Source organism: Micromonospora sp. NPDC048930, from assembly GCF_043197935.1.
Lineage (GTDB): Bacteria > Actinomycetota > Actinomycetes > Mycobacteriales > Micromonosporaceae > Micromonospora.
The window spans coordinates 34,196-54,738 of record NZ_JBICUB010000020.1; the positions used below are offsets into that span (position 1 = coordinate 34,196).

A 20,543-nucleotide genomic window follows, 5' to 3' on the forward strand; every position below is an offset into this window, starting at 1 on the left:
GCCGCAGGCCGGCCGTCGGCCCTGACTGGTCAGTTCTGGGCCAGCAGTTCGCCCACGTAGCGTGCCACGGCCCTCACCGTGGCGATGGTGCCGGGGTAGTCCATCCGGGTCGGCCCGAGCACCCCGAGCCCGCCGACGATGGTGCTGCCCGGGCCGTACCCGGTGCTCACCACCGAGGCGGCGCGCAGGTTGTCGATCTCGTTCTCGTCGCCGATCAGCACCCGGGTGGTGCTCGGCTCGGCCTCGCCGATCAGTTTGAGCAGCACGACCTCCTCCTCGAGCGCCTCGAGGATCGGGCGCAGCGAGCCCTGGAAGTCGAGCAGGCCGCCCCGGGTGAGGTTGGCCGTGCCGGCCAGCGCGATACGTTCCTCGTGCCGCTCGACCAGCGTCTCCAGCAGCACGCTGGAGAGCGTGGCCATGGCTGGGCGCAGCTCTGGGGACGCCTCGTCGACCAGCGCCTGGACCAGGGGCGGGGTATCCGACAGCCGGGTGCCGACCAGCTTCTCGTTGACCAGGCGGCGCAGGTCGGTGACGTCGTCCGCGGGGATCGGCCCGGGCATCTCCACCAGCCGCTGCTCGACCCGGCCGGTGTCGGCGATCATCACGACCATCAGCCGGGTGGTGGAGATCGGCACCAACTCCAGGTGGCGCACCTTGGAGCGGGCCAGGCTCGGGTACTGCACAACGGCGACCTGGCGGGTGAGCTGGGCCAGCAGCCGGACCGTCCGGTGCACCACGTCGTCCAGGTCGACCGCGCCGACCAGGAAGCGCTCGATGGCTCGGCGCTCGGCGGGGCTGAGCGGCTTGACCCGGGAGAGCCGGTCGACGAAGAGCCGGTAGCCGCGGTCGGTGGGCACCCGGCCGGCGCTGGTGTGCGGCTGCCGGATGTAGCCCTCCTCCTCCAGCACCGCCATGTCGTTGCGCACGGTCGCCGGGGAGACGCCCAACTGGTGGCGCTCGACGAGGGCCTTGCTGCCCACCGGCTCCTGCGTGGCGACGTAGTCCTCGACGATCGCGCGCAGCACGGCGAGCTTGCGGTCGTCGAGACCCATCTCCCCCACCTCCCTGACGCACCTCGACCCACCGGCACCCGCTGGCTGCCGGGCGTCTGGCACTCGACTGTAGCGAGTGCCAGTCTACGTCGGCGTGCCCGCCGACGCGATGATCAGCGACGGACCCCCGGTGCGGCCCCGCGCACACTCCGCCAGAGCCGTTCAGCCGGACATCGCGGGCGGTGTCGCTCTGGTGCGCCCTTGCGAACGGGACCTACCGTGACGTCCATGACTGAACCTCCTCGCCCTCCCGGAGCGGGGGACCCCGGCGCCCAGCCGCCGGAGGCGACCCCGCCGTCGGCCCCGCACGGCTCGTCGTCGGCGGACGAGCCCCCCACCGCACCACTGTCCGGGGATCCGGGCGGGGGCGGCTATCCCCCGCCCGGTGGCTATCCGCCGCCCTCCGGCGGCCAGCCGCCGTCAGGCGGCTACCCGCCCCCTGGTGGCTACCCCCCGCCGGGCGGCTACCCCCCGCCGGGCGGCTATCCCCCGCCGGGTGTCGGGTACCCGACCGGCGGCTCGTACGGCCCGCCCGCCGGCTACGCCAACAACGACGACAAGACGTGGGCACTGGTGGCCCACTTCGGCGGCGCGGCCGGCATGTTCATCGGCGGCGGCGTGCTGGGCTGGGTGGCCCCGCTCATCGCGCTGCTCGCCCGCGGCAACCAGTCGCCGACCGTCCGCGCGCACGCGATCGCCGCGCTGAACTTCCAGCTCATCTGGTCGATCATCGCGCTGGTCGGCTGGATCCTGGCCTGCATCCTGATCGGCATCGTGATCGGCTTCGGCGCGATGATCGTCGGGATCGTCTTCGGCATCCTCGCCGGGGTGAAGGCCAACGAGGGGCAGCTCTACCGCTACCCGATGTCCGCCAGCCTGATCAAGTGAGCCGGGCCCGGCCGGCCGGTGGGCCGGCCGGGTCACGGTCAGGGCAGCAGGTCGCGGACCACCGCGTCGGCCAGCAGCCGGCCGCGCAGGGTGAGCACCGCCCGGCCGGCCGCGTACCCGTCGGCGTCCAGCAGGCCGTCGGCCAGGGCGCGGCCGGCCGCCGCCCGCCCCGCCTCGTCCAACACGTCCAGGGGCAGGCCGGAGGCGAGCCGCACCCGCAGCATCACGTCCTCCATGTGCGCCTCCGCCGGGGTGAGCACCTCCCGGGCCAGGCCGGGTGACTCCCCCGCCGCCAGGCGCTGGGCGTACGTGCTGGGGTGCTTGACGTTCCACCAGCGCACCCCGCCGACGTGGCTGTGCGCCCCGGGGCCGAGGCCCCACCAGTCGGCGCCGGTCCAGTAGAGCAGGTTGTGCCGGCACCGGGCCGCCTCGGAGCGGGCCCAGTTGGAGACCTCGTACCAGGAGAAGCCGGCCGCGCCGAGGGCCGCCTCCGCGGCCAGATAGCGGTCCGCCGCCACGTCGTCCGAGGGGTACGGCAGCTCGCCCCGGCGCATCCGTGCGGCCAGCCGGGTGCCGTCCTCCACGATCAGGGCGTACGCGCTGACGTGGTCCACACCCGCCGCGACCACCTGGTCCAGCGAGGCGGCGAAGTCCTCCGCGCGCTCCCCGGGCGTGCCGTAGATCAGGTCCAGGTTCACGTGGTCGAAGCCGGCGTCCCGGGCCTCCCGCGCGGCGGCGGTGGCCCGCCCGGCGCTGTGCTTCCGGTCGAGGATCGCCAGCACCCCGGGCGCGGCGGACTGCATGCCCAGCGAGATCCGGGTGTAGCCGGCCGCCCGCAGCGCCTTCAGCGACTCCGGGGTGACCGACTCCGGGTTGGCCTCCGTGGTCACCTCGACGTCGGCGGCCAGCCCCCAGGTGCGGTCGATTCCGTCCAGGATCCGGGCCAGGTCGTCGGCGGGCAGCAGGGTGGGCGTGCCGCCACCCACGAAGACGGTGTCCACCCGGGGCGGCGGGCTGTCGCCCAGCACCCGCCCGGCCAGCGCCAGCTCGGCCAGCACCGTGTCGGCGTACGTCTCGCGGCTGGCCCCGCCGCCCAGCTCGGCGGCGGTGTACGTGTTGAAGTCGCAGTAGCCGCAGCGGCTGGCGCAGAACGGCACGTGCACGTACACCCCGAAGCCGCGCGCGCCGACGGCGCGGCGGGCGGCAGCGGGCAGCGATCCGTCGCGCGGGACGGATTCGCCTTCTGGAAGAGCGCCGGGCATGGCCACTAGTGTGCCCGGCATGACCTCTCCGGACGCTCTCGTGCGGGTCGCCACGGCCCGTGGGGTGACCACCCTCACCCTGGACAGCCCGCACAACCGCAACGCGCTTTCCACGCCGCTGATGACCGAGCTGCTGGCCGGGCTGGCCGCCGCGGTCGCCGACGACGAGGTCCGGGTGATCGTGCTGGACCACACCGGCCCGGTCTTCTGCTCGGGGGCGGACCTGAAGGAGACCGCCGCCGCGTACGCCAGCGGGACGGTGCCCGCCGGGATGCTCGGCGACGTGCTGGTCGCGGTCCGGGAGTGCCCGAAGCCGGTGCTGGCGAAGGTGGCCGGGCCGGCGCGGGCCGGCGGCCTGGGCCTGATCGCGGCGGCCGACCTGGCGGTCTGCGCCGAGGAGGCGACGTTCGCCTTCACGGAGGTGCGGATCGGGGTGATCCCGGCGGTGATCTCGGCGACCGTGCTGCCGCGACTGCTCCCGCGGGCCGCCGCCGAGCTGTACCTGACCGGGGACACCTTCGACGGCCGGCGGGCCGCCGAGATCGGCCTGGTCACCGCGGCGCTGCCGGCGAACGGGTTGGACGCGGCGGTGGAGCGCTACTGCGTCTCGCTGGTGAAGGGCGCGCCGGGGGCTCTCGCCGGGACCAAGGAGCTGCTGCGCCGGCCGGCGGCCACCGACCTGCGGGCGGAGATCGCCGAGTTGGCCACGCTCTCCACCGGGTACTTCCTCTCCGACGAGGGCCGGGAGGGCGTGCTCGCGTTCCGCGAGAAACGATTGGCACGATGGGTGCCCGCTCCCGAGGGCGGTCCGGCAGAGGGGGCGAGCTAGGAGCGAGCATCCGGGCCTCCGGGGCGTGGCGGGGCGGTGACGGAGCGGGAGGCACCCGGTCGGCCGACCCGATCCGCCCATCCGGACACGTACTCTTGCGAACTGTCGGAACAGGAGGTGCGGGTGCGAACTCGGGTGTCGATCATGGCGGCCGGCGTGGCGGTGTGCGTCCTGGCCCTGCTCGGGGTCTGGTTCGTCGCCAAGCAGTTCGGCCAGCAGCTCCGCCTCCCGATGGCCAGCCGCACCTGCACCGTGCAGGCCGACGGACGGGTCGTGCTCGGCGCCGACCAGATGGCCAACGCGGCCACCATCGCCGCGATCGGCATGCAGCGGCAGATGCCCGAGCGGGCCGTGGTGGTGGCGCTGGCGACCGCGTACCAGGAGTCGCACCTGCGCAACATCGCGCACGGCGACCGGGACTCGCTGGGGCTGTTCCAGCAGCGCCCGAGCCAGGGCTGGGGCACCCGGGAGCAGATCCGCGACCCGCGCTACGCGGCGAACAAGTTCTACGCCGCGCTGAAGAAGGTCAGGGGCTGGGAGAAGATGCGGGTCACCGAGGCCGCCCAGCGGGTGCAGCGGTCGGCCTACCCGGAGGCGTACCAGAAGTGGGCGGACGAGTCGACGGTCCTGACCCGGGCGCTGCTCGGCGACGCGACCGGCGCGGTGGCCTGCACCGTCGGGCCGACGCCGACGATGCGCGGCCCGGCCGCCGCCACCGCGCTGGTGCAGAACCTGGCGCTGGACTGGGGCCTGGCCGGCCTCACCGCGCCGACCGACCTGACCGACTTCGCGGTCCCCGCGACGGACAACCGCAACGGCTGGCGGTACGCCCACTGGCTGGTCTCGCACGCCGACGACCACGGGGTGAAGCGGGTCCGCTTCGGCGGCCTGGAGTGGACGGCCGAGCACGGCACCTGGGCCCGGGTGCAGAACGGCGACGCCCCGACCCAGGTGCTGGCGGAGGTCTTCGCGGCGACCTGACCGGCCGGCGCCCCGCTCAGGCGGGCGCGACGCCGAGCCGGCGGCGGACCTTCTCCTGGATGGACGCGGGCAGCTCCGGCACGTCGAGCAGCGCGGGCAGCAGCTCCGGCTCCAGCGAGGTGGCCCGGAACACCTGACCGATGGTGACCCCGTGCGCCGGGCGCTCCACCACCTCGACCGGGTCCCCCGCGCCGACCTCGCCCTCCCGCAGCACCCGCAGGTACGCCCCGGGCGCGGCCCGCACGGTGAACCGCTTGATCAGGTCCGGCATCCCCCAGAACCCGGCGAACGTGGTGCACGGGGTGCGCGGCTTGGTGACCTCCAGCAGCGCGGTGCCGACCGCCCACCGCTCGCCGATCACCGCCCCGGTGACGTCCACCGCGTACGTGGTCAGGTTTTCGCCGAAGGCGCCGGGCCCGATCGGCCGGCCCAGCTCGGCCGCCCACCAGCCGGCGTCCTCCTCGGCGTACGCGTACACGGCCTGGTCGGGGCCGCCGTGGTGGGCCCGTTCGCCGATGAAGTCGCCGACCACTCCGGCGAACCGGATCGCCACCGGGCCGTCGGCCGGCCGCTTGTCGATGCCGCTGCGACCGCTCGGGTCGCCCGCCCACTCCGCCTCGGTCACCACGCCGAGGTTCACCGCCGCCAGCCTGCCCGTCATGGCGGTCAGCCTAGTCGCCGACGATCACCCGGCCGGTGGGCGCACCCGGGTCCGCCGGGCTGCACCGGCACCCGGGCTCAGCCCTTGACCGCCCCGGCGACCAGGCCGGAGACCATCCGGCGCTGTACCAGCAGGAAGAACACGATCACCGGCAGGGTGAAGAGCGTCGAGGCCGCCATCACCGACCCCCAGGCGGTGTCGTCGCGCCCGAAGAAGAAGGTCATCGCCACCGGCAGGGTGTACTTGTGCTGGTCGTTGACGAAGGTCAACGCGAAGATCAGCTCGTTCCAGGCGGTGATGAAGGAGAAGATGCTGGTCGCGACCAGTCCGGGGGCGACCAGCGGGAAGAGGATCCGGCGGAAGGTCTGGGCCCGGCTGGCGCCGTCGATCGCCGCCGCCTCCTCCAGTTCCTTCGGCACGGCGGCCACGAAGCCGCGCAGCATCCACACCGCGAAGGGCAGCGAGAAGCCCAGATAGGTCAGGATCAGGCTGGGCAGGGTGTTGTAGAGCCCGAGCCGCTGGATCATCAGGAAGAGCGGGATGACCAGCGCCTCCAGCGGGATCATCTGCACCACGAGCAGCAGGATCAGGAACGTGGTGCGCAGCCGGAACCGGAACCGGGCCACCGCGGTCGCGGCGAGCAGCGCGACCAGGCCGCTGAGCAGCACGGTCGACACCGCGACCAGGGCGCTGTTGAGGAAGAAGTCGGTGAACGTCACGCCCGGGATGAGGTTCCCGGTGAGGATCTCCCGGTAGTGCTCCAGGGTCGGCTTCGCCGGCACCGGGCGCGGGGTGGCCGAGAAGATCTCCCGGTTGGGCTTCAGCGAGGTGGCGACCATCCAGTAGACCGGGAAGGCCGCGAAGAGCGCGACCAGCAGGCCGGCGGCGTTGAGGGCGACCTTCTTCACGACTCGTCCTCCTGCCGGAGCACCATGCGGACGTACAGGGCGGTCACCACGAGCAGGATCAGCGTGAGGATGACCGCGATCGCCGACCCGAGGCCGTACTTGGGCGGCGGCGAGAACGCCTCCGCGTACGAGTAGATCGACAGCATGAAGGTCGAGCGGTCCTGGGTGCCGCCGGCCAGCACGAACTGCTGGGTGAAGACCTTGAAGTCCCAGATGGTGGAGAGCACCACCAGGATGCCGAAGACCGGGCGCAGCATCGGGAAGGTGACCGACCAGAACACCCGCCACGGGCCGGCCCCGTCCACCCGGGCCGCCTCCTGGAGTTCGCTCGGCACGCTCTTCAGCCCGGCCAGCACGCTCACCGCGATGAACGGGAACGAGTGCCAGACCACCACCAGGGTGAGGATCGCGAAGAAGAGCAGCGGGTCGTTGAACCAGCCGTAGCCGGTCCAGTCGCTACGCCCGAAGAGCGTCGTGGACAGCCCGTCCGGGAGCTTGTTGAACAGCCAGGTGACCAGGCCGCTGGTGTCGTCGAAGATCCACTTCCAGACGATCGTCCCGGTCAGCGCCGGGGTGGCCCAGGCGAGCATCACGCAACTGGCCACAAAGGTGGCCATCTTCTTTCCCAGCCGGTTGAGCAGCAGCCCGACCAGGGTGCCGAGGATCATGGTGAGCACCACGTTGGCCACGGCGAAGAGCACGGTGTTGCGCAGCACCGTACGGAAGAACGGGTCGCCGAGGATGTGCGTGTAGTTGGCCAGGCCGACCCACGGCCACTCGCGGTCCCCCCGTAGCTGCCGGACGCTGTCCAGCTTGTAGAAGGACATCATCACGACCTGGCCGAGCGGCCAGAGCAGCAGCACCGCGATGATCGCCAGGCAGGGCAGGAGCAACAGGTACGGGAGGCGGTCCACGCGACGGCGCCGCCGCGCGGGGGTCTCCCGCGCGGCGGCTTCGCCGGTGGCCTCGGTCAGCGTGGTCACTTGGCGTTGAGGATGCTTTCCATCTCGGTGGCCGCGTCGGCGGTGGCCTTCTCGACCGTCTTCTGACCCTTGATGACCGAGCTGTTCATCGCCTGGGTCACCGTCTTGGTCCGGCTGACCTCGACCCACTTCGGGGTCAGCGGGGTCAGCTTGGTGTTCTGCATGGCGGTGGCGAACGCGGCCATCACCTTGTCGTTGGCGTAGTTGCCGCCGCCGACCAGGTCCTTGTAGACCGGGAAGAAGCCGAGGCTGCTGGCGAACTCCTGGTCCTTCTGCTTGCTCAGCAGCACGGTCAGGTAGTCCCAGGCCAGGTCCTGCTTCTTGCTGTCCTTCCAGAGGGCGATGTCGGAACCGCCGGCGAAGGCCGGGGCCGGCTTGCCGTCCGGGCCGGGGATCGGGAACGTGCCCCAGACCTTCTCGATGTCCGGGTTGTCCTTCTTCATCGCGCCGCCCTGCCAGCTACCGGCGAACGCCATGGCGGCCTTCCCGGTGGCGAACTGGGTGCGGGCGTCGACCTCGTTCCAGCCGGCGGCGGCGGGCGGGGCGACCTTGTGCACGGTCACCAGGTCGGTCCAGAACTTGACGGCCTTCTGCGCCTCCGGCGTGTTGTAGCCGGACTTCCAGGTGTCGCCCTGCTTGGTGGCGATCTCGGCGCCGGCGGCCCAGAGGAACGAGTAGAACGGCAGCTCGGAGTTGCCGGGCAGGGCGATGCCGTACGTGTTGGGCTTCTTGGCCTGCACGGTCTTGGCCACGGTGACCAGCTCGTCCCAGGTCGTCGGCGGCTTCACGCCGGCCTCGGCGAACCAGTCGGTGCGGTAGTAGATGGCGCGCACGCCGGCGTACCACGGGACGCCGTACTGCTTGCCGTCGAGCTGCGCGTTCTTGACCAGGTCGGGGAGGATGTCCTTCCCCTCGGACCAGCCGTTGAACTTGTCCGTGACGTCGGCCAGGGCCTCCTGCGCCGCCCAGCCCTGGGTCTCGGTGTTGCCGAGCTCGGTCACGTCCGGACCCTCACCACCGGCGAGCGCGGCCTGGAACTTCTTCGGCGCCTCGAGCCAGGGGATGTACTGCACCACGACGTCGGTCTCGGGGTGCTTCTTCTTGAACTCGGCCTCGACGCCGTCGAGGAACTTGGTCTGGGCGTCGCCGCCCTCACCCATCATCCAGACCGTCAGCTTGCTGTTGTCCGCGGCCTTGTCGTCGTCCCCGGAGCCACCGCACCCGGCCAGCACCATCGCGGCCGAGGCCACGATGGCGGTGACCGGAGCCAGCCGCTTCCACCTGTTCACGCCATATCTCCCTCGCGCCGTTTGGCACTAACCTTCTCCGCCGCACCTTAGTAGGAAAATTTCCTTTACAACAGGGGGTACTCGCGACGGCCGGGCGAGGCGACGGTATCGCAGCCGCCCGCCCGGGCGGCAGGGGTGCCGTCCGGGCAGCTCACGACAGTTGGCACAGACGCCGGCGGGCGCCCGACCTGACGGTCGGGCGCCCGCTGAGCCGTTTCGGAATTGTTGCGTCAGTAGCGCGAGACGCTGCGCCGGCGACCCACGCCGGACACCAGGGCCACGGCGATGGCGGCCAGCACGACCTGCACCAGCAGTTCCATCCAGTCGACACCCGAGGTCTCCGTCGCGATGCCCAGGGCCCGGGCCAGCACGGTGCCGAGCAACGCGGCACCCACGCCGACCAGCATGTGCAGCCAGATCGGCATGTTCTGGCGGCCCGGAACGACCAGGCGACCCAGAGCGCCGACGATCAGACCAACGATGAGCGCGGTGATGATGCCCGTCACGGTCATGGTCGCTCTCCTCCTCAAAGATCTGTCACACGGTTCGTGTGTTCACTGTCGTGACCGCTAAGTGCCCGACCGGCGGAAAACCCAAACCGACTTCGTCCACCAATCCCGGCGAACGGCCGCGACCAGCGCTTTCGCTCCGAAAATCCGCGTACGGCCACCGGTTTTCGCATTGAACGTGGTCATCCCCGGAACGGGCCGCCGCAGACGCCGAGCGGGCGCCCGACCCTGGGGTCGGACGCCCGCTCGGCGTTTGTGGGTGCGGTCAGTAGCGCGAGACGCTGCGCCGACGGCCCACGCCGGCCACCAGGGCCACGGCGATGGCGGCCAGCACGACCTGCACCAGCAGTTCCGTCCAGTCGATGCCGGCGGTCTCCGTCGCGATGCCCAGGGCCCGGGCCAGCACGGTGCCGAGCAGCGCGGCACCCACGCCGATCAGCATGTGCAGCCAGATCGGCATGTTCTGGCGGCCCGGAACGACCAGGCGACCCAGAGCGCCGACGATCAGACCAACGACGAGCGCGGTAAGAATGCCCCAGACGGTCACGGTCGTTCTCCTTCGAGGTAGTCACACACCTTCTGTGTCGTTCCTGTCGGACCGGTAAGTTCCCGAGGCGCCAAAAACCCAAACCGACCCGTCCGGCGATCACCACCGACGGCCACCCGCGGCCCTGCCGCCCGGGTCGCCGTCGGGATCGGACGGTCGCGCAGGTGGCGCAGGGTGCGGGCAGATCGGACGGCGGGCGTCCGCGGCGGCGGAAAAACATCCCCGGGTACGCGGAAACGGCCGGCGCCCCGGGCCGGACGGACCCGGGTCACGGGTCGTCGCGGGCGGGGCGCCGGCCGTCTCGTGCGACAACTCCAGCTGGGCGCGGCTGACGCCGCGCAGCCACCGGGAGCCGTCGCCGGCGCGCGGGCGCCTACTTCTTGCCGGGGGCCTTGCCGTCCCCGGAGTCGGAGGAGAGCGCCGCGATGAAGGCCTCCTGCGGGACCTCCACCCGGCCGACCATCTTCATCCGCTTCTTACCTTCCTTCTGCTTCTCCAGCAGCTTGCGCTTCCGGCTGATGTCACCGCCGTAGCACTTGGCGAGCACGTCCTTGCGGATGGCGCGGATGGTCTCCCGGGCGATCACCCGGCTGCCGATGGCCGCCTGGATCGGCACCTCGAACTGCTGGCGCGGGATCAGCGTGCGCAGTTTCGCCGCGATCGTGGTGCCGTAGTTGTACGCCTTGTCCTTGTGCACGATGGCGCTGAACGCGTCCACCGGCTCACCGTGCAGCAGGATGTCCACCTTGACCAGGTCGGACGACTGCTCGCCGGAGGGCTCGTAGTCCAGCGAGGCGTACCCCTTGGTGCGGCTCTTGAGCTGGTCGAAGAAGTCGAAGATGATCTCGGCCAGCGGCAGGGTGTAGCGCAGCTCCACCCGGTCGGCGGAGAGGTAGTCCATCCCGAGCAGGCTGCCCCGGCGACCCTGGCACAGCTCCATCACCGCGCCCACGTAGTCGTTGGGGGTGAGCACGGTGGCCCGCACCGTCGGCTCGTACACCTCGGCGATCTTGCCGGTCGGGTACTCGCTCGGGTTGGTCACCACGATCTCCTGGCCGTCCTCCTGGATGGCCCGGTAGACCACGTTCGGCGCGGTGGAGATGAGGTCGAGGTTGAACTCCCGCTCCAGCCGCTCCCGAATGATCTCCAGGTGCAGCAGGCCGAGGAAGCCGCAGCGGAAGCCGAAGCCGAGCGCGCCCGAGGTCTCCGGCTCGTAGGTCAGCGCGGCGTCGTTGAGCTTGAGCTTGTCCAGCGCCTCGCGGAGGTTGGGATAGTCCGAGCCGTCGATCGGGTAGAGGCCGGAGTAGACCATCGGCTTCGGGTCCTTGTACCCGCCGAGGGCCTCCTTCGCCGGGTTGGCGTTGATGGTGACGGTGTCACCGACCCGGGACTGCCGAACGTCCTTCACGCCGGTGATCAGGTAGCCCACCTCGCCGACGCCCAGCGCGTCGGCCTTCACCATCTCCGGGGAGATGACGCCGATCTCCAGCAACTCGTGGGTGGCGCCGGTGGACATCATCTTGATCCGGTCCCGGGCGCTGATGAGCCCGTCGACCACCCGGACGTAGGTGACCACGCCGCGGTAGACGTCGTACACCGAGTCGAAGATCATGGCCCGGGCCGGGGCCTCGGCGTCGCCGACCGGCGGCACGAACTGCCGGACGATCTCGTCGAGCAGGTGCGGCACGCCCTCACCGGTCTTGCCGGAGACCTTGATGCAGTCCGCGGGGTCGCCGCCGATCAGGTGGGCCAGCTCCTCGGCGTACTTCTCCGGCTGGGCGGCCGGCAGGTCGATCTTGTTGAGCACCGGGATGATGTGCAGGTCGTTCTCGAGGGCCAGGTAGAGGTTGGCCAGCGTCTGCGCCTCGATGCCCTGCGCGGCGTCCACGAGCAGGATCGCGCCCTCGCAGGCGGCGAGGGACCGGGACACCTCGTAGGTGAAGTCGACGTGCCCCGGGGTGTCGATCATGTTGAGCACGGCGGTCTCGCCGGCCCGGTCACCCTCCCGGATGGTCCACGGCATGCGGACGGCCTGGCTCTTGATGGTGATGCCGCGCTCGCGCTCGATGTCCATCCGGTCGAGGTACTGCGCGCGCATCTGCCGGGGGTCGACCACGCCGGTGAGCTGCAGCATCCGGTCGGCCAGGGTCGACTTCCCGTGGTCGATGTGGGCGATGATGCAGAAGTTCCTGATGCGCGCCGGGTCGGTGGCACCAGGAGCGTTCGCGCCGGGATCGAGCGTCGGTGGCACAGCGGTCCGTTCTGGTCGGCTGACGTGAGCGGGCCGGCGCGGCGCCGGCCCCCTCTATGCTCCCACGTCGCCCGGCACGGGCCGGTCCTCCCCCGTCACTCCTCGGGCGGCTCGACGAAGAGGGCGGCGAGCTTCGGCAACCGCCGCCGCGCCTCGTCCTCGTCGTCGAAGTCCCAGAAGTCGTTGAGGTCGGGCGCCGCGGCCGGCTCCCGGTCGGCCGGCAGGTCGGCCGCCGTCGCCTTCCGGTACGCCTCCCACGGCACCGCCAGCATGTCCTCGCACTCGAACTCCTCGCCGCTGAGCGCGGCGGCCCGGACCCGGGGCAGCTCGGCCAGGGAGTCCGGGTCGGCCACCGCCTTGGCGAACACCGCGCGGCCCTGGGTCATCAGCCAGCCGCGGAAGTACTCGAAACCGTCGTCCGAGGCGCCGCCGTTGATCAGGTACGCCGCGCCCCACAGGTCGACCCGGTAGGAGGCGGCGAGCACCCGCCGCTGGTGCTGGGCGTACCCGACGATCTCCGCCGGGTCCCGCTCGGCGAGCAGGGCGACCGCCCGGGCGGCGACCGCGTCGGGCTCTCCCCCGGCCCCGGCGCGGGCCTGGTCGATCAGCTGCCAGAAGTCGTCGGTCCTCATGGCCTGGCAGTCTCCCAGACCGACCGCCGGTCCTCGCCGGGCAGCGGGAACTCGTCCATCTCCACGGCTCGGATGCTGCCAGCGCGGTACGACACTCGTCGGGCAGCATGAGGGCGTGCCGCCGATCTCGCTGCCCCCGGTGCCGTACGCCGCGACGGCCGTCCGCCCCGACTGGGCCGCGCTGCCCGGCGGGCTGCGGGAGGCGATCGCCGCGCGGCTCGGCGGGCCCCCGGCGGCGGTCCGGGTGGCCGGCGCCGGCTTCACCCGGGGCTTCGCCGCGCTGCTGACCGGCCCCGACGGCGACCGGGTCTTCGTCAAGGCGGCGGCGCTGGCCGACCAACGGCACCTGGTCGACTGGTACCACCACGAGGCGGAGATCCTGGCCCGGCTCCCCGCCGGCCTGCCGGTGCCCCGCCCGCACTGGGCGCTCACCGAGGCCGGCTGGTACGCGGTGGCGCTGACCGCCGTCGACGGGCACACCCCGGGGCTGCCCTGGGACCCGGCCGAGCTGGACGCCGTCCTCACCGGGTACGCCGAGGTGGCCGCCGCGCTCGCCGACCCGCCGGCGGAGCTGGCCGCGCTCGGGCTGCCCCGCCTCGCCGACCTGGCCCGCGACGACATCCTCTGGTGGGGCGAGGTGGCCGCCGGCCGGGAGCCGACGCCCGAGCTGCCGGCCTGGGCCCCGCTGCCCGAGCTGGTCGCGCTGGAGTCCCGCCTCCCCGCGTACGCCGCCACCGGCGGGCTGGCCCACGGCGACCTGCGGGTGGACAACGTGCTGCTCGACGCCGACGGCCGGGCGTGGTTCTGCGACTGGACCTGGCTGTGCCACGGGCCGGCCTGGTTCGACCTGGCCAGCCTGCTGATCACCGGGTACGCCAGCGGCCTGGACGCGGACGCCGCCTTCGCCGGCCACCCGGCGGCGGCCGACGCCCCGCCCGACGCGCTGGACGTGACGCTCGCCGCACTCTCCGGCTACTTCCTCATCAGCGCGGCGGCCGGAGGGTCGACCGCCTCCCCGCACCTGCGGGCGCACCAGCGGTGGAGCGGCGAGCAGGCGCTCGGCTGGCTGGCCGCCCGGCAGGGCTGGACCTGAGCCCGGCGGGCCCCTGACCCCGGGCCAGGACCTGCGGATCGGCCGGGGCGGGTCGGCCCGTGTGCGGGTCGGCCGGGGCGGGTTGACCGCTGGGGGGGTGGCCGACGCGGGTCGGCCGATGCGGTCTGCCTGGTTGGCGGCTCGGCCGGCCGGGCGGGCTGAGCCGTTTTGGCTCGTGGCGGGGCGACCTGGTAACCTGGCTCTTCGCGCGGCGATGACGCATGCTCGTCGTGCGCGGATCAGACCAACCCGAGCTATCAAGACGAGGCTGTCGCGTGGCGAACATCAAGTCCCAGATCAAGCGCAACCGGCAGAACGAGAAGCGCCGGCTGCGTAACAAGTCGGTCAAGTCGTCGCTGAAGACCGCCATCCGGAAGTTCAACGAGGCTGCCGAGGCCGGCGACACCGAGAAGGCCACCGCCCTCATGCGGGACGCCGCCCGCAAGCTGGACAAGGCTGCCAGCAAGGGCGTCATCCACGCCAACCAGGCGGCCAACCGGAAGTCGGCGATCGCCAAGCGCGTCGCCTCGTTCTCGGCCTGACGAGCGCCCTCAGACCTGACCGGAAGCCCCGGGGGTAACCACCCTCGGGGCTTCCGGCTGTCTGCGTCCCGGGGACGACCCGTCGCCTCCCGGGGCGCGCACGACGCCGTGCCTCCCGGCATCGTTGAATCCGGCGCGGTCGCCACGCCAACCACCGCCGGACGTCGGCCGACACCTCGTCGACCAGCCCGGACGCGGCAGGGCGGGGCGGGGCGTTCAGCGGAGCGGGTCGGGGTGGGCCCGGTCCGCCCGCCGCTCTCCACCGCCCGGTTGGCGCACCGGATCCTCGGGGTGGGCAGGGGGCGCCGGCTCCCGGGCCGGCACCGCGCCGGGCAGGGCCCGCGCCGTCACGGGCACCCGGGCCCGCCCGACGGCCGGCTCCATCTGCCGCCGGAAACGGTCCCGTTCCTGGTCGGGCACCTGCGCGGCGGTGCGGATCACCACCTCGGCGACCACGTCGTTGAGCTTGACCATGGCCGCCACCACCGCCGGCAGGACCAGCACGGCCCACCAACTGACCAGCTCGGCGAGGGCGAGCAGCACGGCCAGCGCCACCGACCCCTCGAAGAAGAGGAAGCAGAGCACCCCGCCCGGGTTGACGAAGCGCAGCCCCAGCACCCGGGCATAGAGCGGTCGGTACCGCTCGTCGTCCGTCGAGACGGTCGCCCAGGACTGGGGTCGGGTCACCGGGCGCCGCCCTGCCGGGCTGCCGCGACCGAGAACACCGCCCGCTCCAGCGCGTACGCCCGGTCGTCGGCGCCGCCCTTGACGGCCGCATTGCACTCGGCGGCCGCCCGCATCGCCTCGACCAGGCCCTCCGGGGTCCAGCCACGTCCCTGCCGCTGTGCCCGCTCGATCTTCCACGCCGGCATGCCCAGGCTGCTGGCGAGCTGGTACGGGCTGCCCCGTCCGGCGGAGGCGACCCGGGCCACCGTACGGACGCCGTCGGCGAGCGCGTCGGCGATGGGCACCGGGTCGACGCCGACGTGCAGCGCCCAGCGCAGCGCCTCCAGTGCGGCGGGTACGTCGCCGATCATCGTCGCGTCGGCGACGGTGAAGCCGGTCACCTCGACCCGACCCTTGTAGTAGCGGGCCACCGTGTCCGCCCCGATCCGCCCGTCGGTGTCCGCGACGAGCTGCGAGCAGGCGGCGGCCAGCTCCCGCAGGTCCGTGCCGACCGCGGCGATCAGCGCCTCGGCCGCGTCCTCGGTGCACCGGCCCCCGCTGCGGCGGATCTCGTCCCGCACGAAGGCCACCCGCTCCCGGTGCCCCTTGAGCTTCGCCGCCGGCACGACCGTCGCGCCGGCCGCGCGTAGCCCGTCGGCGAACGCCTTGCCCTTCGCCGCACCGAGGTGCAGCACCACGAGCTGCACGTCGGGATCCGGGTTCTTCGCGTAGTCGAGCAGTGCGGCGACCAGGTCCTTGCGGGCGTCCTGGCCGGACCGGAGCACCAGCACCCGCCGCCCACCGAAGAGCGAGGGGCTGAGCATCTCGGCGATCTCGCCCACCGTCAGGGAGCCGGCCTGGTACTCCCGGACGTCCACGTCCGGGTCGATGCTGCGGGCCCGGGCGACGGCTTCGGTGACGGCTCGCGTGGCGAGCAGCTCCTCGTCGCCGAGAACGAGCAGAATAGGGGGCAGGCTGGCGGGGGTCACGTCGCCCATACTCGCATGCGCTCCGACCGGATCGTGCCTGGTCATCGAGGACTGTGACGGCACAGCCCGCAGTCAGCGCAAATCCAGACATTTGATTCGATCCACCTGCTATCCCCACAAGCTCACCCGCCCTCGGGGCGGCCGCCCGGCGTCCCGGCCCGACGCCCCGGGCCACCACCGCCAACCCCTGCCCGTCGCGTACCGCGGCGGCGTCGCCGGACGTGTCGGTCCGCAGCACCCGGGCGCCGCCCCGGCGCAGCCGGTCCAGCAGGGCCGCGTTCGGGTGCCCGTAGTCGTTGCCCAACCCCACCGACACCAGCGCGACGGCGGGCCGGACGGCGGCCAGGAACTCCGGATCCTGGTACGCCGACCCGTGGTGGGCCACCTTGAGCACGTCGGCCCGGAGCCCCTCGGGCGGCCCGGTCTCCAGCAGCGCCCGCTGCTCCTCCGTCTCGGCGTCACCGGCCAGCAGGATCCGCACCCCGGCCACGGTCGCCCTCAGCACCAGGGAGTTGTTGTTCGGGTCCGACCGGCTGCCCCGCACCGGGTACGGCGGCCCGAGCACGGCCAGGTCCACTCCCCCGGCCCGCCAGCGCCAGCCCACCGGCACGGTACGCAGGGCCGCGCCCCCACCACGGGCGGCGTCGCGTACCTGGGCGACGCCGTAGGGCGGCTCGCCCCACTCCGGGGTCACCACCTCCGCCACCCGCCGGCCCCGGAACACCCCGGCGATCCCGCCCACGTGGTCGGCGTGGAAGTGGCTGACCACCAGCAACGGCACCTCGCGTACGCCGAGCCGGCGCAGGCAGCCGTCCACGCCGGACGGCTCCGGGCCGGCGTCGACCACCATCGCCCGACCCGCGGCGATCGGCAGCACGACGGCGTCCCCCTGCCCCACGGCGCAGGCCACCACCACCCAGCCGGGTGGGGGCCAGCCGGGGGCGAGCAGCCGGACGGGCAGCGTGCCGAGCACCACCGCGACCGCCCCGACCGCGACCAGCCGCCGCAGCACCGGCCGGCGGGTGGCGAACAGCAACGCGACGGACAGCGCGGCCAGCAGCAGGGCCCCGGTCACCCCGCCCGGCCAGGGCAGCGTCCCGGCGGGCAGCCGCGCTCCCTGCCCGGCCACCAGCACAGCCACCGGGCGGGCCAGCTCGCCAGCCAGGCGGCGAACTCGGCACCCGCCGGCCAGACCGGCGACACGACGGCGGCGGCCACCCCGAGCACGGTGGCGGGCGCGACGGCCGGCACCGCCAGCAGGTTCGCCGGCACCGCGACCAGGCTCACCGTCCCCGAGAGACCGGCGATCACCGGACCGCAGGCGAGCTGCGCGGCGGCCGGCACGGCGAGTGCCTCGGCCAGCCCCGGCGGTACGCCCCGACGGCGCAACGCGTCCCGCCAACCGGGGGCGAGCAGCAGCAGGCCGCCGGTGGCGCACACCGACAGCGTGAACCCGGGATCGCCGGCCAGCTCGGGGTCGACCAGTACCAGCACGGTGACCGCGGCGGCGAGGGTGGGCAGCGCGGCCCGGGGCCGGCCGGTGGCGAGCGCGGCCAGCCCGATCGCGCCCATCGCGGCGGCCCGGACCACGCTCGGCGAGGGGCGGACCAGGATGACGAACCCGACCAGGGCGACCACGCAGAGCCCGGCGGCCGTCCGGGGGCCGGCGCGGGCCCAGCGGGCCAGCAGCAGCACCGCCCCGACGACGATGGCGACGTTCGAGCCGGACACCGCGTTCAGGTGCGTCATGCCGGTGGTGCGGAAGTCCTCCTCGACGGCCGGGGGCAGCCGGCTGGTGTCCCCGACGACCAGCCCGGGCAGCAGCCCGCCGGGTTCGTCGGGGAGCGGCTCGCAGGCGCGTTGCAGCCCGGACCGCAGGACACCGGCCGCCCGTTGCGCCCAGGGCGGCCGGCCGCGCCGGGTGGGCGGCCCGGTCGCGGTGAGCACGGCCGCGGTGAGGTCCCCGCCGCGCGGGGCGGCCAACCGCCCCCGGGCGGTCGCACGCTGGCCCGGCAGCAGCGTCCGCCACGCCGGGTCGGTGGCGAGCACCAGGCCCCGCACCGACCCGGTCAGCCGCCGGCCCTCGGGGTCGGTGAGGCGTACCAGGTCGGCGCGGAGCAGCAGGGTGGCCGGGCGGCCGGGGGCGCCCCGGACCGGGCGCGGGTCGTCCCGGACCACCAGTTCAGTGGTGACCAGGGGCCGCGCGGCCACCAGTGCCTTCACCGGAGCGGCGTCGCGGACCGCGATCCGGGCGGCGGTGGCGGTCGCCCCGCAGACCACCCCGAGCAGCACGGCGACCGCGACCCAGCCGTAGCGGCGGGCGGGGGCGGCGGGGCGACCGAGGACACCGCAGAGGTGGAGGCCGAGCACGGCGGCCAGACCGGCGGCCACCCCGGCCAGCGCGGCCGACTCACCGGCGGCGAGGCGCAGCCCGGCCAGGGCGGCGAGCCAGGCCGCCACGGCCAGTCCGGCCAGGCGTAGGTCGAGGACGTCCTCGGCCGGCCCCTCCCCATCGGACGGCAGCCTCGGCATCACACCGTCACCAGGTCCTTGAGCTGCTCGTACCGGGCGTCGCCGATGCCCTCGACCTGGCGTAGGTCGGAGACGGACCGGAAACCGCCGTGCTGCTCGCGGTGGTCGAGGATCCGCTGGGCGAGCACCGGGCCGACGCCGGGCAGCGCGTCGAGCTGGGCCAGGGTGGCGGTGTTCAGGTTGACCGGGCCGCCCGGCGCCGCCGCGCCGCCGGCCGCCGGCCCCGCCGCGGGCTGCCCGGGCTGGGCGGCCTGCCCCGGTGGGGCGGCGACGCCGACCAGGACCAGTTCGCCGTCGGTGAGCTTGCGGGCCGGGTTGAGCAGAGCGACGTCGACGCCGGGCAGGGCGCCGCCGGCCGCCTCGATCGCGTCGGCGACCCGGGCGCCGGCCGGCAGCCGGACCAGGCCGGGGCGGCGTACCTTGCCGGCGACCGCGACCACGAGCTGAGCGGCCACGCCGGACGACCCGGCGGGGGACGGCTCGGGTTCGTTCGGCGCGGCGGTCGCCGCCACCGGGCGGACCGGCTCGGCGTGCGGACGGGACCGCCAGGCCCACACCCCGGCCACCAGCACCACGACGGCGGCCACCACGGCCAGCGCGCGGACACCCCGCCGGCCCGGATCGAAGGCTCCCGGCCCGGGCAGCCGGGACACCAGCCCACCGCTCCCCTTGGCGTCGGCCGCCCACCCGTCACCGGCCGCGGCCGCCGACCCGGCCGCCCTGGGATCAGCCGCGCCCGCCCACCCCTCGCCGGTCGTGGTCGCCGACCCGCTGGGTGCCGGCGCATCCGGAGGGAGGAACGGTACGGGGCCAAGGGCCGGCCGGTCCGCAGGGAAGGGACCGGCCGGCCCCGAGGCCGGCTCGTCCGGGGGGAAGAACGAGACCGGCGTGCCGGGACGGGAAGACGCGGCCGACCCGGACCGAGCCGAGTCGTCCGGCCAGAGGACCGAGCCGAAGGGTGACGGGAGCCGGCCGGCCCGCGCCGGCCCGTCGCCGGACGGCGGATCGGGCCGGTGGGTCGGCGGGGCGGGAGCGAGCCCCGCCGGCTCGAACAGCCGGGACAGGCGCTGCCGTACCCTCGTCTCCTCGTCGTCTGGCACGGCTCGGGACGCTACGGCGGCGACCGGCGCCGGTTCACCACCGCGACGCTCCGCTGTGGACGACGGACCGGGCTGTGGACGACGCCCCGATCATGCCCGCGGTGTGCTAGCGGGCCGGCGACAGCTCCCGCGCGAAGCGGCGTACGGCCTCCGTAACGGCGGCCGGGGCGTCGAAGTTGGCCAGGTGCGCCGCACCCGGGATCAGCTCGATCCGGGTGCCGGGACGGGCCCGCGCGAACGCCCGCTCGCCGGAGCGGAACAGCCTGTCCCGTTGCCCGTTGAGGATGAGCACCGGGGCGCGGACCGCCGCGAGGCTGGACGCGTCGAACCGGCCGAGCATGTCCCGCCAGGCGACCGGCAGGGTGTGGAAGGCGTAGCCGTCGGCGATGGTGGCGTCGACGATCTCCGGCGGGTACAGCCGGCGCAGCAGCCGGTCGTTCCACCGGCTGAGCCGGTCGGCTGGCAGCCGTTCGACCAGGGCCGCCACCAGCCGGTACGGCACGGTCAGCGGCCCGCTGGTGGCCACGCTCGCGCCCATCAGCACCAGCCCGGCCAGCAGGTCCGGATGCCGGTGCGCGAAGTGCAGCGAGACGTACCCGCCGAGCGAGTGCCCGACCACGACGGCCGGGCCGGCGTCGAGGTCGCGGACCGCTTCGGCGATCAGGTCGGCGGCGTGATCCAGGTCCCACGGCTCGGCCGACCGGCTGCCGTGCCCGGGCAGGTCGACGGCGGTCACCGGGAACTCGGCGGCGAGCGCGGCCAGTTGCGGCTGCCACTGGCCGCGGGCGAAACGGGTGCCGTGCACCAGCACGATCGGCGGGTGATCCAC

Annotated in this window: 19 protein-coding genes and 1 pseudogene; 5 read left to right on the plus strand and 15 right to left on the minus strand. The window is 73.7% G+C overall.

From position 1 onward, the window contains the following. Nucleotides 1–29: 29 nt before the first annotated feature. On the minus strand, nucleotides 30–1,052 hold the full coding sequence (gene hrcA, locus ACGFI9_RS32990; RefSeq protein WP_393184292.1) for a heat-inducible transcriptional repressor HrcA: 1,023 nt from the start codon (nucleotides 1,050–1,052) through the stop codon (nucleotides 30–32). A gap of 228 nt (nucleotides 1,053–1,280) precedes the next feature. Between hrcA and ACGFI9_RS32995 the strand changes: the two genes are divergently transcribed. After that, the gene (locus ACGFI9_RS32995) at nucleotides 1,281–1,940 is read left to right on the plus strand and encodes a DUF4870 domain-containing protein (RefSeq protein ID WP_393184294.1); all 660 of its coding nucleotides are present in this window, start codon (nucleotides 1,281–1,283) and stop codon (nucleotides 1,938–1,940) included. 38 nt (nucleotides 1,941–1,978) lie between these two features. Here the strand turns inward: ACGFI9_RS32995 and hemW are convergent, their stop codons facing one another. Next, nucleotides 1,979–3,202, minus strand: a complete 1,224-nt coding sequence (gene hemW, locus ACGFI9_RS33000; RefSeq protein WP_393184296.1) for a radical SAM family heme chaperone HemW — start codon at nucleotides 3,200–3,202, stop codon at nucleotides 1,979–1,981. A 19-nt stretch (nucleotides 3,203–3,221) separates the two neighbouring features. On the opposite strand from hemW, the gene ACGFI9_RS33005 reads away from it, so the two are divergent. Further along, nucleotides 3,222–4,031, plus strand: coding sequence for an enoyl-CoA hydratase-related protein (locus ACGFI9_RS33005; RefSeq protein ID WP_393184298.1), 810 nt, complete (start codon nucleotides 3,222–3,224; stop codon nucleotides 4,029–4,031). Nucleotides 4,032–4,148: 117 nt separating this feature from the next. Next, on the plus strand, nucleotides 4,149–5,012 hold the full coding sequence (locus ACGFI9_RS33010; RefSeq protein WP_393184299.1) for a hypothetical protein: 864 nt from the start codon (nucleotides 4,149–4,151) through the stop codon (nucleotides 5,010–5,012). Between the two features lie 16 nt (nucleotides 5,013–5,028). Here the strand turns inward: ACGFI9_RS33010 and ACGFI9_RS33015 are convergent, their stop codons facing one another. The 8 genes from ACGFI9_RS33015 to ACGFI9_RS33050 all read right to left on the minus strand — a co-directional run bounded on the left by ACGFI9_RS33015 (nucleotide 5,029) and on the right by ACGFI9_RS33050 (nucleotide 12,792). After that, complete coding sequence (locus ACGFI9_RS33015) at nucleotides 5,029–5,673, minus strand: MOSC domain-containing protein (protein ID WP_393184301.1); 645 nt, start codon at nucleotides 5,671–5,673, stop codon at nucleotides 5,029–5,031. Nucleotides 5,674–5,750: 77 nt separating this feature from the next. Continuing rightward, complete coding sequence (locus ACGFI9_RS33020) at nucleotides 5,751–6,581, minus strand: carbohydrate ABC transporter permease (protein WP_393184302.1); 831 nt, start codon at nucleotides 6,579–6,581, stop codon at nucleotides 5,751–5,753. After that, complete coding sequence (locus ACGFI9_RS33025) at nucleotides 6,578–7,564, minus strand: carbohydrate ABC transporter permease (protein WP_393184304.1); 987 nt, start codon at nucleotides 7,562–7,564, stop codon at nucleotides 6,578–6,580. The genes ACGFI9_RS33020 and ACGFI9_RS33025 overlap by 4 nt, the downstream gene beginning before the upstream one ends. Beyond that, nucleotides 7,561–8,853, minus strand: coding sequence for a sugar ABC transporter substrate-binding protein (locus ACGFI9_RS33030; protein ID WP_393184306.1), 1,293 nt, complete (start codon nucleotides 8,851–8,853; stop codon nucleotides 7,561–7,563). Before ACGFI9_RS33030 ends, ACGFI9_RS33025 begins: the two co-directional genes overlap by 4 nt. 230 nt (nucleotides 8,854–9,083) lie before the next feature. Next, nucleotides 9,084–9,365, minus strand: coding sequence for a GlsB/YeaQ/YmgE family stress response membrane protein (locus tag ACGFI9_RS33035; RefSeq protein ID WP_393184307.1), 282 nt, complete (start codon nucleotides 9,363–9,365; stop codon nucleotides 9,084–9,086). Nucleotides 9,366–9,627: 262 nt separating this feature from the next. Beyond that, nucleotides 9,628–9,909 carry a GlsB/YeaQ/YmgE family stress response membrane protein gene (locus tag ACGFI9_RS33040; protein ID WP_091664913.1) on the minus strand — a complete coding sequence of 94 codons (282 nt, stop codon included), beginning with the start codon at nucleotides 9,907–9,909 and terminating at the stop codon, nucleotides 9,628–9,630. A gap of 373 nt (nucleotides 9,910–10,282) precedes the next feature. Next, a complete protein-coding gene (lepA, locus tag ACGFI9_RS33045) occupies nucleotides 10,283–12,160 on the minus strand; it encodes a translation elongation factor 4 (protein ID WP_393184309.1) in 1,878 nt (625 codons plus the stop codon). A gap of 95 nt (nucleotides 12,161–12,255) precedes the next feature. Beyond that, nucleotides 12,256–12,792: a DUF4240 domain-containing protein gene (locus tag ACGFI9_RS33050; RefSeq protein WP_393184311.1), complete on the minus strand. Its 537-nt coding sequence runs from the start codon at nucleotides 12,790–12,792 to the stop codon at nucleotides 12,256–12,258. 115 nt (nucleotides 12,793–12,907) lie between these two features. Between ACGFI9_RS33050 and ACGFI9_RS33055 the strand changes: the two genes are divergently transcribed. After that, nucleotides 12,908–13,885 (plus strand): phosphotransferase family protein, encoded by a 978-nt coding sequence (locus ACGFI9_RS33055; RefSeq protein ID WP_393184313.1) that lies wholly within the window; start codon nucleotides 12,908–12,910, stop codon nucleotides 13,883–13,885. A gap of 275 nt (nucleotides 13,886–14,160) precedes the next feature. After that, complete coding sequence (gene rpsT / locus ACGFI9_RS33060) at nucleotides 14,161–14,427, plus strand: 30S ribosomal protein S20 (RefSeq protein WP_393184315.1); 267 nt, start codon at nucleotides 14,161–14,163, stop codon at nucleotides 14,425–14,427. A 216-nt stretch (nucleotides 14,428–14,643) separates the two neighbouring features. On the opposite strand, the gene ACGFI9_RS33065 is transcribed toward rpsT, so the two are convergent. From ACGFI9_RS33065 to ACGFI9_RS33085, 5 genes and pseudogenes are all read right to left on the minus strand, one after another. After that, a complete protein-coding gene (locus ACGFI9_RS33065; protein ID WP_393184399.1) occupies nucleotides 14,644–15,114 on the minus strand; it encodes a hypothetical protein in 471 nt (156 codons plus the stop codon). Further along, nucleotides 15,111–16,091, minus strand: coding sequence for a DNA polymerase III subunit delta (gene holA, locus ACGFI9_RS33070; protein ID WP_393184317.1), 981 nt, complete (start codon nucleotides 16,089–16,091; stop codon nucleotides 15,111–15,113). Before holA ends, ACGFI9_RS33065 begins: the two co-directional genes overlap by 4 nt. A 151-nt stretch (nucleotides 16,092–16,242) precedes the next feature. Then, a pseudogene (locus ACGFI9_RS33075) lies at nucleotides 16,243–18,614 on the minus strand (ComEC/Rec2 family competence protein); the annotation flags it as partial. Further along, on the minus strand, nucleotides 18,614–19,714 hold the full coding sequence (locus ACGFI9_RS33080; protein WP_393184318.1) for a helix-hairpin-helix domain-containing protein: 1,101 nt from the start codon (nucleotides 19,712–19,714) through the stop codon (nucleotides 18,614–18,616). The pseudogene ACGFI9_RS33075 and the gene ACGFI9_RS33080, both read right to left, overlap by 1 nt. A 106-nt stretch (nucleotides 19,715–19,820) precedes the next feature. Next, on the minus strand, nucleotides 19,821–20,543 hold the full coding sequence (locus ACGFI9_RS33085) for an alpha/beta fold hydrolase (protein WP_393184319.1): 723 nt from the start codon (nucleotides 20,541–20,543) through the stop codon (nucleotides 19,821–19,823).

What these genes read in the sequence shown, in the direction of transcription:
- hrcA (WP_393184292.1), bottom strand. Translation starts at nt 1,052, where the DNA reads ATGGGTCTCGACGACCGCAAGCTCGCCGTGCTGCGCGCGATCGTCGAG.
- ACGFI9_RS32995 (WP_393184294.1), top strand. Translation starts at nt 1,281, where the DNA reads ATGACTGAACCTCCTCGCCCTCCCGGAGCGGGGGACCCCGGCGCCCAG.
- hemW (WP_393184296.1), bottom strand. Translation starts at nt 3,202, where the DNA reads ATGCCCGGCGCTCTTCCAGAAGGCGAATCCGTCCCGCGCGACGGATCG.
- ACGFI9_RS33005 (WP_393184298.1), top strand. Translation starts at nt 3,222, where the DNA reads ATGACCTCTCCGGACGCTCTCGTGCGGGTCGCCACGGCCCGTGGGGTG.
- ACGFI9_RS33015 (WP_393184301.1), bottom strand. Translation starts at nt 5,673, where the DNA reads ATGACGGGCAGGCTGGCGGCGGTGAACCTCGGCGTGGTGACCGAGGCG.
- ACGFI9_RS33035 (WP_393184307.1), bottom strand. Translation starts at nt 9,365, where the DNA reads ATGACCGTGACGGGCATCATCACCGCGCTCATCGTTGGTCTGATCGTC.
- ACGFI9_RS33050 (WP_393184311.1), bottom strand. Translation starts at nt 12,792, where the DNA reads ATGAGGACCGACGACTTCTGGCAGCTGATCGACCAGGCCCGCGCCGGG.
- holA (WP_393184317.1), bottom strand. Translation starts at nt 16,091, where the DNA reads ATGGGCGACGTGACCCCCGCCAGCCTGCCCCCTATTCTGCTCGTTCTC.